This is a genomic window from Streptomyces odontotermitis (assembly GCF_050510915.1).
Taxonomy (GTDB): Bacteria; Actinomycetota; Actinomycetes; order Streptomycetales; family Streptomycetaceae; genus Streptomyces.
Map to the genome: position 1 here is coordinate 154579 of NZ_JBNJLS010000013.1, position 11655 is coordinate 166233.

The 11655-nt window shown below is 72.3% G+C and carries 11 protein-coding genes; 6 read left to right on the plus strand and 5 right to left on the minus strand.

Going from position 1 to position 11655, the window contains the following annotated elements; all coding sequences use genetic code 11:
* Positions 1-30 precede the first annotated feature (30 nt).
* Positions 31-1002 carry an ABC transporter substrate-binding protein gene (locus ACQB60_RS30455; RefSeq protein WP_496929311.1) on the plus strand — a complete coding sequence of 324 codons (972 nt, stop codon included), beginning with the start codon at positions 31-33 and terminating at the stop codon, positions 1000-1002.
* A 242-nt stretch (positions 1003-1244) separates the two neighbouring features.
* Positions 1245-2396 (plus strand): hypothetical protein, encoded by a 1152-nt coding sequence (locus ACQB60_RS30460; protein WP_496929312.1) that lies wholly within the window; start codon positions 1245-1247, stop codon positions 2394-2396.
* A gap of 106 nt (positions 2397-2502) precedes the next feature.
* Here ACQB60_RS30460 and ACQB60_RS30465 read toward each other — a convergent pair whose 3' ends face one another.
* Positions 2503-3846, minus strand: a complete 1344-nt coding sequence (locus ACQB60_RS30465) for a PH domain-containing protein (RefSeq protein WP_496929313.1) — start codon at positions 3844-3846, stop codon at positions 2503-2505.
* Positions 3843-4352: a PH domain-containing protein gene (locus ACQB60_RS30470; protein WP_496929314.1), complete on the minus strand. Its 510-nt coding sequence runs from the start codon at positions 4350-4352 to the stop codon at positions 3843-3845. Before ACQB60_RS30470 ends, ACQB60_RS30465 begins: the two co-directional genes overlap by 4 nt.
* 98 nt (positions 4353-4450) lie before the next feature.
* Here ACQB60_RS30470 and ACQB60_RS30475 point away from each other — a divergent pair, with 98 nt between their 5' ends.
* Positions 4451-5605, plus strand: a complete 1155-nt coding sequence (locus tag ACQB60_RS30475) for an NADH-quinone oxidoreductase subunit D (protein WP_384835125.1) — start codon at positions 4451-4453, stop codon at positions 5603-5605.
* Here ACQB60_RS30475 and ACQB60_RS30480 read toward each other — a convergent pair.
* Positions 5570-6646: an SAM-dependent methyltransferase gene (locus tag ACQB60_RS30480; protein ID WP_496929315.1), complete on the minus strand. Its 1077-nt coding sequence runs from the start codon at positions 6644-6646 to the stop codon at positions 5570-5572. The genes ACQB60_RS30475 and ACQB60_RS30480 overlap by 36 nt on opposite strands.
* A 110-nt stretch (positions 6647-6756) precedes the next feature.
* Between ACQB60_RS30480 and ACQB60_RS30485 the strand changes: the two genes are divergently transcribed.
* Positions 6757-7959, plus strand: a complete 1203-nt coding sequence (locus ACQB60_RS30485) for a sensor histidine kinase (RefSeq protein ID WP_496929316.1) — start codon at positions 6757-6759, stop codon at positions 7957-7959.
* A gap of 58 nt (positions 7960-8017) precedes the next feature.
* Complete coding sequence (locus tag ACQB60_RS30490) at positions 8018-8692, plus strand: response regulator transcription factor (protein WP_496929317.1); 675 nt, start codon at positions 8018-8020, stop codon at positions 8690-8692.
* Positions 8693-8767: 75 nt separating this feature from the next.
* On the opposite strand, the gene ACQB60_RS30495 is transcribed toward ACQB60_RS30490, so the two are convergent.
* The gene (locus ACQB60_RS30495; RefSeq protein WP_496929366.1) at positions 8768-9880 is read right to left on the minus strand and encodes a DUF5937 family protein; all 1113 of its coding nucleotides are present in this window, start codon (positions 9878-9880) and stop codon (positions 8768-8770) included.
* 242 nt (positions 9881-10122) lie between these two features.
* On the opposite strand from ACQB60_RS30495, the gene ACQB60_RS30500 reads away from it, so the two are divergent.
* Entirely contained in the window at positions 10123-10341 is a 219-nt protein-coding gene (locus tag ACQB60_RS30500) for a hypothetical protein (protein WP_496929318.1), read from the plus strand.
* A gap of 22 nt (positions 10342-10363) precedes the next feature.
* Here ACQB60_RS30500 and ACQB60_RS30505 read toward each other — a convergent pair whose 3' ends face one another.
* Entirely contained in the window at positions 10364-11524 is a 1161-nt protein-coding gene (locus tag ACQB60_RS30505) for a threonine aldolase family protein (protein ID WP_496929319.1), read from the minus strand.
* Between the last annotated feature and the right edge of the window lie 131 nt (positions 11525-11655).

Genomic DNA, 11655 nt, shown 5'->3' on the forward strand with positions numbered 1-11655 from the left:
ATTCTCCAGATCTCGAATGGTGGTTCACCGATGAAGAGCAACACGCGTCGCGCGCGACGGATGGCAGGGGCGGCCGTGGCCGTCGTGGCGCTGACCGCGGGGCTCACCGCGTGCGGCGGGGACAGCCTGGAGAACAAGGACAAGGGCTCGGACAAGGCGGGCGGCGACAAGAAGGGCTCGCTCGTGGTGGGTTCGGCCCGCTTCACCGAGCAGAAGGTCCTCGCCGAGCTGTACGCGGGCGTGCTGCGGGACGCGGGATATGACGCGTCGGTGCAGATCGTGCAGAACCGCGAGGTGTACGAGCCCCAGCTCAAGAAGGGCGCGATCGATGTCGCTCCCGAATACGCCGCGACGCTCGCCGAATTCCTCAACCTGAAGAAGAACGGCCCGAAGGCGAAGCCCGTGGCGTCGAGTGATCTTGACGCCACGGTGGGCGAGTTGAAGAAGCTCGCCGGCCCCCAGGGTCTCAAGGTGCTGCCCGCCGGCGGCGCGGTCGACCAGAACGCGTTCGCGGTGACCAAGGAATACGCGGCCGAGCACAAGCTCAAGACCCTTTCGGATCTCGGGAAGTCGGGCCAGAAGGTCAAGATCGCGGCCGGTGACGAATGCGAGACGCGGCCCTTCTGCGCGCCGGGCCTGAAGAAGAAGTACGGCATCGACGTCGACGGAATCGACCCCAAGGGCGTCGGCACCACCCAGTCCAAGCAGGCCGTGAAGAACGGCACGGACCAGATGATGCTGACCACGACGACCGACGCGACGCTCAAGGGCTACGGCCTGGTGCTTCTCGAGGACGACAAGAAGCTGCAGAACGCGGACAACATCCTTCCGGTCGTGAATGCCGAGTCCGCGGGCGACAAGGGCATAGCCGACGCGCTCGCCAAGCTCACCAAGACGCTGACCACAAATGATCTTGTTGAACTCAACAGGAAGGTCGACGAGCAGCGCGAGAAGGAAGCGGATGTCGCCGAGGAGTATCTGAAGTCGAAGGGCCTCATCTGACCCGCTGAGGCGGACGGGGCGTTGACGGGCTTCAACTGCCCGACCGGTCCGGGGAAGGGCCGGACGGTCAGTTGAAGCGGCCGCCGGTCAGTTGAAGTGGCCGTCGATCAGTTGAAGTTTCGACTGAACTTTCGTCGAAGTGTGCCCCTTGGGAGGGGAGTTGAGCGAAGATATTGGTGAGCTGCCCGTATTTTTGCTAGGCGGGGCACCAGACTTCGCCTACGCGCGGTAAGTTTCTGGCCATGCCACGTGGACGTCACCGCCATTCCCCACCCCTGCACAGGCTGCTTCCTCCCTCGGCGGTCGCAGGCTTCTCCGTCCTCTGCGCCGGCGGCGCCTGGGCCTTCACGGAACCTGTCGTGCTCCGCGGCCTGGTCTCGGCCGCCGCGGCGGCGGCCGTCGTCGGCTCCTTCGTCATGCGCCGCTGGGACCTCACAGCGGGCAAGCGCGTCGCCGACCTCGCCAGGTCCCGGGCGAGCGACGAGTGGCGGCACGAGGAGCGGATAGCCGAGTTCGAGTCCGACCTCGAGGAGTCCCGGGAGCTGCGGGGCAAGCTGGAGACGAAGCTGCGCTCGAAGCGGGCCGAGCTGGCGGCGCTGCGCAACGAACACGCGGCGCTGCTGCGGCGGTACGCGACCGCGGAGACCGAGCGGGCCAGCGCGCTGGAGGGGCGCCGTCTCCTCGCGATCGAGGCGTCGGCCCCGGCGCGGGCGCTGCCGCCGGGCGCTCCCGGTGGGGACGCACGGACCACGACGACCGGGCTCGAGCCGGCCGCGTGCCCGGCTCCCACGGCCCAGCAGGCCCAGCAGGCCCAGCCGACCCCTCCGGCCCGCCATGCCCGTCCGGCCACCAGCCCCACGCCGTCGCTCTACCTGCGCGCCAACGCGGCGTTGGCGCGTCTGGAGAAGGGCGGTTCGGCGGGGGACGCGCGGGGCGCGCGGGACGCGGGGGAGGCTGCCGCGGAGAGCGGCACGGGCGATGCCCCGTCGGGGGCGGCCGAGGGACAGGCCGAGGGGAAGGCCGAGGGCCACGACCGGGGCCAGGAACACCCGGTCGCCGGGCAGCACTTCACGGTTCCGGCCGCGGCCGCCGTCGTGCCGCCCGCGCCGGTGCGGCGCCCGGCCGTGGAGGGCGGCTTCGACTTCTTCGGTACGAAGAGCGTGGCGAAGGCCGCGGCGGCCCCGGCCGCCCTGGAGGCCGTGCAGAACGAGGACCTCGCCGACGTGGTGGGCGAGGAGGCCCTCGCGGTCCACAAGGCGGAGTCCGAGGCGGAGTTCAAGCAGGGCTCGCCCGACGACGCCGAGCGGGGCGTGGGCCAGGTCATCGACCTCACCGCGCACGACGAGACCGAGCAGATCGACGTGGGCCGGCTGCGGACGGCACTGCAAGCCTGAAGAAGTCCGCGAAACCTGAAGACCGACGAAGCCTGACGAAGCCCGAGGAAACCTGAGGGAGTCCGAGGGAGCCTGAGGGAGAGCTCTCCCTCACGTCATCTCTCCCTCACGTCATCCATCGGTCCGGGGCCGCCTCCCTGCGTCCCGTACGGGAGCGGTCGGCCTGGGCTTCGAGGAGCCGGGCCGCCTCCTCCGCGGGGCGCAGGCGGGCGGTCACCGTCTTGTTGGCGCCCGTGTCGACCAGGATGTCGGCGACGCCCCTGTAGCGCTCCCAGGGGCCCTGCGTCAGCCGCACGCTCTGCACCTTCGCGTGCGGTACGAGCGAGGTGCGGCGGCGCAGCAGGCCGTGCCGGGCGGCGAAGACCGTGTCGGTGACCGCGAGTCCGAACCCCCGCCACCAGACGGGAACGCACCACCACGCGCGCGTGGGCGGCCGGGAGAACTCTTCGGGCGCCGGGACCCGCACCCCGGGCAGGATCCCGGAGATCACCGACTCCGCGACCTCGCGCGTCGCGACCGGCACCAGGACGCTGTTGGACGAGCCCGCCACGTCCAGCTCCACGCGCACCCACCCGCGCCGCCGCCACAGCATCGGCTCCACGACACGCACCGTCTGCACCCGCCCCGGAGGCACCGTCTCGTGGGCCTTGTCGAGCAGGCCGTGGTCGATGCGCAGCCCGTCCGGGGACTCGCCCACCCGCCAGTCGTACTCCCCGATGAAGCGTCCCGCGCTGGAGGCGAACGCGCCGCCCAGCATGGGCAGCCCCGTCGCGATGACCGTCCACACGCTGTGGGTGGCCATCCACAGCAGGGGCGGCACGACGAGCGCGGCGACGAGCATCGCCCACGGTCCGCCGGTGAGCAGCAAGGAGACGGCGAGCATGCGCGGCGGCACATGGAGGAGGCCGCGCACCGGTGCCTCGCCGACCTCGCGGGCCTGCTCGGGGGCGAACCCGGCCGCCCGCGCGAGGAGTTCGGCCCGCAGCACGGCGGCCTCCTCCTGACCGAGATAGGCCAGCTCGTCCTTCTTGTCCGCGCCGACGACGTCCAGCTTCAGCTTGGCGACGCCCGCGATCCGGGCCACCAGGGGCTGGGTCACGTCCACGGCCTGGAGCCGGTCAAGGCGGATGTGGGCGGTGCGCCGGAACAACAGGCCGGTGCGGATGCGCAGTTCGGTGTCGGTGACCGCGAAGTGCGTGAACCACCAGCTGAGCAGGCCGTAGACGGAGCCCGCCACGAGGATGCCGGCGAGGATCAGCAGGAGCGTGGTCGCGGTCAGTTCGGCGGCCCGCTGCTGTGCCCCGCTCGGGTCGTGCACCGCCCAGCCCACCACGACCGCGACGGGCGCCCAGGCGCGGCGCAGGGGCGTGAAGGGGTGCAGGCGCCGCTCTCGTACGTCCTCGGAGCCCGGCCGGTCCGGGGCCTCCTCCGACTCGCGTACGTCGCTCACAGCCCCGCCGATCGGGCCTCGCCCAGCTCCGTGAGCCGGTCGCGGAGGCGCTCGGCCTCCTCGGGGAGCAGGCCGGGGATGCGGGCGTCGGTCGCGGCGGCGGCCGTGTGGAGCTGCACGCTGGCCAGCCCGAAGTGCCGCTCCACGGGGCCGGACGTCACCTCGACGAGCTGCATGCGGCCGTACGGCACGATCGTCTCCTCGCGCCAGAGCACGCCCCGGCTGATCAGGAGGTCGTCCGACCGCTCCGCGTACCGCCACGAGCGCCAGTTGCGCCCCAGCATCGGCCAGCCCCAGACCAGGGCGGCGAGCGGCAGCACCGCGAACGCCGCCCACACCGGCCCGACGAACAGGCCGAGCAGCACGCCGAGGGCCACCGCGATCGGCACCATCCACACCACGAGCAGGAGCCGCCGCATCGAGAGCAGCCCCTTCGGCAGCCCCGTCCACACCGGTTCGGGCCGCTGCCCCGGTGGTTCCGCCGTCTGTGCCGTCCCCGTTTCCATGCCTCAAGCGTACGGACCGCGCCCGACAGCGCCCCCGGGCCGGGAGGCGGGGCGGGACGGAAGGTCACACCCGCGCGCGCGTACGACAGACTGTGCGCATGAGCCCCTCGACGGAGACGACCACGTTCGGCATCGGCGGTGCGGCGGAGAGCACCGACATGGTGCTCAACATCGGCCCCCAGCACCCGTCCACGCACGGCGTGCTCCGGCTGCGCCTGGTCCTGGACGGCGAGCGGATCGAGCACGCCGAACCGGTCATCGGCTATATGCACCGAGGCGCGGAGAAGCTCTTCGAAGCGCGCGACTACCGGCAGATCGTGATGCTGGCCAACCGGCACGACTGGCTGTCGGCGTTCTCGAACGAGCTCGGCGTCGTGCTCTCCGTGGAGCGCATGCTCGGCATGGAGGTGCCCCCGCGCGCGGTGTGGACGCGGACGCTGCTCGCCGAGCTGAACCGGGTCCTGAACCATCTGATGTTCCTCGGCTCGTACCCCCTCGAACTGGGCGGCATCACGCCGGTGTTCCACGCGTTCCGGGAGCGCGAGGAGCTCCAGAACGTGATGGAGGAGATCTCCGGCGGCCGCATGCACTACATGTTCAACCGCGTGGGCGGCCTCAAGGAGGACCTGCCCGCGGGCTGGACGTCCCGCGCGCGGGCGGCGGTCGCGTCGGTGCGCTCCCGCATGGACGTGTACGACCGGCTGGTGCTCGGCAACGAGATCTTCCGGGGGCGGACGCGCGGCGTGGGCGTGCTCTCCGAAGAGGCGGTGCATGCCTACGGAGTGAGCGGTCCCATCGCCCGCGCCTCCGGAGTCGACTTCGACCTGCGCCGCGACGAGCCCTATCTCGCGTACGGGGAACTGCAGGACACCCTGAAGGTCGTCACGCGCGAGGAGGGCGACTGCCTGGCCCGCTTCGAGTGCCTCCTGGAGCAGACCCACAACGCCCTCGACCTCGCGGACGCCTGCCTCGACCGGATCGCGGACCTCCCGCAGGGCCCGATCAACCAGCGCCTCCCGAAGGTCCTGAAGGCGCCCGAGGGGCACACGTACGCGTGGACGGAGAACCCGCTCGGCATCAACGGCTACTACCTGGTGTCCAAGGGCGAGAAGACCCCGTACCGCCTGAAGCTCCGCTCGGCCTCGTACAACAACATCCAGGCCCTCGCCGTGCTGCTGCCCGGCCAGCTCGTCGCCGACATGGTGGCGATCCTGGGGTCACTCTTCTTCGTGGTCGGGGACATCGACAAGTAGGGGACCGGCCGGGGGCGGGTCGAGGGGCAGCGGGTCCGCGGTCCCGACCGCCTGGCTCAGCCATCCGAAGTCGCCGAGGCCGCCGCGCGCCGTCAGCTCGGCGGCCTCGCCCGCGCGCGTGAGGGCGCGCACGTACCCGGCCGGGTCGCTGGAGGCGAGGGACAGCGGCGGGCGTCCGCCGCTCACCCCGAGGGCGCCGAGCGCCGTCCGCTGGGTGCGCAGCCGCCCGCCGGGAAGCCCGGAGGCGGCCGCGCAGGCGTCGAGCGCCACATGGGCCGTGACGTCCGCCGTGCCGTCCGGGACGGGCGCCGTCTCGCGGCCCTCCCTGAAGCCCGCCAGCGTCCCGAAGGGCGGGCGTGCGCCGCGCTCGTGCGCATAGTCCACGGCGACCGCGAGGCCCCGCTCCAGCGACGCCACCGCCGTCGCCCACGCCGCGTCCCGGGGGCGCCCGATCTCGGCGCGCAGGCCCGGCTCCGGCGGCAGCGGCCACCACCGCTCCAGCCACTCGGCGTCCGCCCCGGCGACGGGCTCCCCGAGGTGTTCGGTGCCGTCCTCGCGTACGAGAACCAGGCGGGCCGTGCCGTCGGGGGCGACCTCCGCGACGTCCAGGGGGACGTTGTCGAGCCACTCGTTGGCGAACAGGAGGCCGGTGGCGCCGGTGGGCGGAGCGGAGACCCATGTGATGCGCGGGTCGACGTCCTGAGGGCGCTCGGCCAGTTCCACCGCGTACGCACGCGTGCGTGCCGCCACGTCGGCGGGCAGCGCGGCCAGCACGCCCGCCGTCAGCTCGCCGCGGCCCGCCCCCAGGTCGACGAAGGTCAACTCGTCCGGGTGGTCCAGGATTTCGTCCACGCGGCACAGCAGCCGCGCCACCGCGCCCGCGAACAGCGGTGAGGCGTGCACCGAGGTGCGGAAGTGCCCCGCGGGTCCCTCGGGGCGCCGGTAGAAGCCCGAGGGCCCGTACAGCGCGGCCTCCATCGCCTCGCGCCAGCCGCGCGAGCCCTGCCGCGTGTCCCGATTCGTCCCCTGGGCCTCGTTCATCACAGCGAGAAGGCTAAGCCGGGCCTCCACCTTGGGGAGTACGCGTTCGAGGCACGGATCGGACCTCCGGTTGACCCCGGGGCGCCGTGAGCCTGCCTACGCTGGGTTACGTGCAGCGCCTCTACGACTTCCTCCGCAGACACCCGACCGGGGTCGACAGCTTCTGGGCCGTCATCCTGCTCGGGATCTCCGGCATGAGCCTGGTGGCGCAGACCAACGCGGAGCAGCAGGAACCGCGACTCGTCGCGCTGCCCGTGCTGCTGGCTCTCTGCCTCGTCGTGGCGCTGCGCCGCCGGGCGCCGGAGAAGATGCTGCTGCTCGCCGCGTTCACGGGCGTGGTCCAGCTGATCGTCGGGGTGGAGACGAACGTCGCGAACTTCGCGATGCTCGTGATCATCTACACCGCCGCGGCCGACGGCCCGAAGTGGGCCTCCCGGTTCGCCCTCGTGGGCGGCCTGTGCGCGGCCCCGCTCGCGCAGCTGCGCTGGCCCGAGAGGAATGCCAGCACCTTCGGCCAGATCTTCTTCACGGGCTTCCTGATAGTGCCGTTCGCGCTCGCCTGGGTGCTCGGCGACTCCATCCGCACCCGGCGCGCCTACCTCGCCCAGCTCGAGGAGCGCGCCGACCGCCTGGAGAAGGAGCGCGAGGCGCAGTCGAAGGTGGCGGTGGCGGCCGAGCGGGCGCGCATCGCGCGGGAGCTCCACGACGTCGTCGCGCACAACGTCTCCGTGATGGTGGTCCAGGCCGACGGTGCCGCGTACGTCCTGGACACCGCCCCCGACCAGGCCAAGCAGGCCCTGGAGACGATCTCCGGGACCGGCCGCCAGGCGCTCGCCGAAATGCGCCGCCTCCTTGGTGTGCTGCGCACCGGAGAGCACCAGGAGAGCGGGGAGTACGTCCCGCAGCCCGACGTCGAGCAGCTCGACGAGCTCATCGAGCAGGTGCGCACCGCGGGCCTGCCCGTGGACTTCAAGGTCGAGGGCACCCCGCGCCCGCTGCCCAGCGGCGTGGAGCTCACCGCCTACCGCATCGTCCAGGAGGCGCTCACCAACACCCGCAAGCACGGCGGCGAGAACGCCGGGGCGAGCGTTCGGCTCGTCTACTTCGACGACGGCCTGGGGCTGCTCGTCGAGGACGACGGCAAGGGCGCGCCGCACGAGCTCTACGAGGACGGCGGCGCCGACGGCAGCGGGCACGGCCTGATCGGCATGCGGGAGCGGGTCGGTATGGTCGGCGGCACGCTGGACGCGGGGCCGCGCCCCGGCGGGGGGTTCCGCATCAGCGCCCTGCTGCCGCTCAAGCCTGCACACTGACACCTGTCATCAGCCCACACCCCACTCCTTGTCGCCGATTTCCCTGAAGGGACCCCCGATGTCGATCCGCGTGATGCTCGTCGACGACCAGGTGCTGCTGCGCACCGGGTTCCGGATGGTGCTGGCCGCGCAGCCGGACATGGAGGTCGTCGCGGAGGCGGGCGACGGCGTCGAGGCCCTGGAGGCGCTGCGGTCGACCCCGGTGGACGTGGTCCTGATGGACGTCCGCATGCCGAAGCTGGACGGCGTGGAGACGACCCGGCGGATCTGCCAGGACCCCAACCCTCCGAAGGTCCTGATCCTGACCACCTTCGACCTCGACGAGTACGCCTTCTCGGGGCTCAAGGCGGGCGCGTCCGGCTTCATGCTGAAGGACGTGCCGCCCGGTGAGCTGCTGTCCGCCATCCGCTCCGTGCACAGCGGTGACGCCGTGGTCGCGCCGTCCACGACGCGGCGGCTGCTCGACCGCTTCGCGCCGATGCTGCCGAACGCGGGCGGCCCGCCGCAGCTCAAGGAGCTGGAGCGGCTCACCGACCGCGAGCGCGAGGTGATGGTGCTGGTCGCGCAGGGCCTGTCGAACGGCGAGATCGCCGCGCGGCTCGTCCTCTCCGAGGCGACGGTGAAGACGCATGTGGGGCGGATCCTGACCAAGCTCGATCTGCGCGACCGGGTGCAGGTGGTCGTCCTCGCGTACGAGACGGGTCTGGTGCGGGCCGGGGGCGGCGGGGCCTGAGCGACGCCTCCGGTCACCGGAGGGTGCCTCTTCTGCACAGAGGATGCCTGCCGGCTACCGGAGGATGCCTGTCCGCTACCGGAGGATGCCCTCCAGGAAGTCGCTGCCGAGCCGTGCGACCACCGTGACGTCCAGCTGGTGCATCACGTACCGGCCGCGGCGCTGGGTGGTGACCAGGCCCGCCTTCTTGAGCACCGCGAGGTGCCGGGAGACCTCCGGCGCACTCAGGTCGTTCGCGTGCGCCAACTCCCCTGTCGTGTACGGCGCGCGGGCTATGTTCCGGCAGAGCCGCAGCCGCACCGGGTGGGCGAGCGCGGTGAGGCGCTTCTCCAGGGTCTCCACGGAGGTGGGGTTGGTGAGCTCGGGCGCGGCCACCGGGTAGTGCACGACGGGGCGCCAGCCGGGGGCGTGCAGGACCATCAGGTGCGGCCAGGCGAAGTGCGAGGGCACGAAGAGGAGCCCGGCGCCGACCGCGGGGTCCACAGCCGTCGTGGAGCCCAGGGGAAGCTTGTCGACGACGATGCGCTGCGCCCGCTCGTCCAGGGAGAGCGCCCTGGAGACCGTCGACAGCATCTCGGCGAGGCCCTTGTGGCGCAGCACCTCGGTCTTGTGGCGGGCGTCGGCGGCCAGCTCCAGGCGGACCCGGCGCCAGGTGTCCGCGAAGAACGCCTCGTCGCAGTCCTCCAGGAGGCGGCGGACCCAGGCGCGGACGGTCTGCGGGTCGAGGAGCAGCCGCTCGGCGAAGTCCAGCTGCTTGGTGCCCCGGGTCGCGGCCAGCTCCAGGGCGCGCTCGCGGCGGTAGCTGTCGACGAGGGGGGACGGCGCCCCCACGTTGTACGAAGTGCCGCAGGTGAACTCCAGGGCGGCGGCGACGAATCGCTCGTCGCCCAGGCGGTCCAGGAGGTCCAGCTCCTCGGTGAGCGTCGCGCCCGGGCGGCCGGTGCCGTCGGTGAGGCCGGCGAACGGCATGAAGATGTCCGAGAACGTGTTCCGCCACAGGAAGTCGGCCTCGTGCAGCCGGTCGGCGAGGTCGGGCTTGAGCGAGGCGGTGGTCGCGGTGGCCCAGCCGTGCAGGCCCGGGTGGTGGCCGGGCTCGGCGAGGGCGTGCAGGGCTACGCCCAGCTCGGCCAGGGGCGACGGCTCGAAGAAGATCCGCTCCTGCGGCAGTCCCGCGATCTCGATGTGCACGCTCATGACGCCATGGTGCACCCGGCCACCGACAGCGCCGCCGTCGATTGACGATCGCCGTCAATCGACGCGACGGGGCCGGTGCGGCGGGCGCAGTGTGGTGGTCACCGGGACAACCCCGGTCGGCGCCCGCCACAGCCGGGCCGCCTCTGACCCATCCATCTGACTTCTTGCCCGCACCCGGCCCACACTTGGCTTACGGGTGTCCGGTAAGCGGCCTTTGTCATGAAAGGCGAGACGCCATGAGCCTCACCCAGCAGTACCTGCTCGACACCTACCGTGCCGCCCAGCACCAGGCCCCGACCCCGCCCGCCCCCGGGCAGCACGACTGGCAGGCGGTCCGCGAACTGCGCGACTACGGCCGCTTCCAGGCCGTCGTCCAGGAGCGCAACGCGCACGGCCGGTTCCGCGCCGCCCTCGCCCGCTTCCTCACCGGCCATCGGGCACCGCACCACACGTAACGTCCGGTGCGGTGCCGGGAGGTCACCGGGGCAGCCGGGCCAGGAAGTCCAGGGCCGCCGCCTTCACGTCGGCGGCCATCCAGGCCAGGCCCGGCTCGCCCACGGTGACCTCCGTGACGGACAGGCCGTGCGGCCCGTCCGCGAACCAGCGCCCGAACAGCAGGGTCTTCGTCTCCTCGGCCTGGCGCACCGACGTCTCGGTGAGCACGTCCGCGTCGTACGGCAGCCAGACCTGGAACTGGTGCGTGTACGGCCGCTCCGGGCGCACGCGGAACCAGGGCAGCCCGGCCTCCTGGAAGCCCTCGTGCAGTGCGTCCGCGACCACGCGCGCGTGGTCGACGTACTCGGGAAGGCGCGGCAGCACGTGCTCCAGTCCGAGGAGCGCGGACACGGCGGTCGGGAACTGCTGGAAGACCTGGCCCCCGTAGCGGTGCCGCCACGCCTTCGCCTCCTCCACGAGGGCGCTCGGCCCGGCGAGCGCGGCCCCGCCCAGGCCGCCGAGCGACTTGTAGAACGACACGTACACGGTGTCCGCGAGCGCGGCGATCTCGTCCAGCGGGCGCCCGAAGTGCGGGGTGCACTCCCACAGGCGTGCCCCGTCGAAGTGCACCACGGCGTCCCGTTCGCGGGCCGCCGCCACCGTCGCCTCCAGCTCCTGCCAGGTCGGCAGGGCGAAACCGGCCTCCCGGAGCGGCAGTTCGAGCATCAGCGTCCCGAAGGGCTCCTCGAAGTCCCGCACTTCGTCCGCCGTCGGCATCCGGGGCTCGTGCGTCGGGTGCACCACCCGTAGCCCGCTGACCACTTGGAGGGCGTCCCGCTCGTGGACCTCGGGGTGGGCGAGCGGGTGCAGGGCGACCGTCGCGTTCCCGGTGCGGCCCGCCCAGGAGCGCAGGGCGACCTGCTGTGCCATCGTGCCCGTCGGGAAGAAGGCCGCAGCCTCCTTGCCGAGCACCTCCGCGACCCGCTCCTCCAGAGCGGCGACGACCCCGTCCCCGTACATGTCGGGCCGCTGCTCCGCGCCCACGACGTCCGCCGCCCGCGCGGCCAGGTCCGCGAGGCGCACCCCGATCGGCGTGAAGAGGGGCTGGTCGGCCAGCAGGCGCTCGGCCCCGCGGACCGCGGCCTGGCGCCGCTCCGGGGTCACTTCGGCGCGCTCGGCGGGCGCCTCGTCGTTCGCAGTCATCCACAGATCATCGCTCCCGGTCGTACGAATGCCCACAGCCTGTGGACAGCGCTCGACGCGCCCTGAAGCATTCGCGTTAACATGACGAGAAATGGTCCGGCCCCTCTCGGGCCGGAGGCGTCCGGTACCCC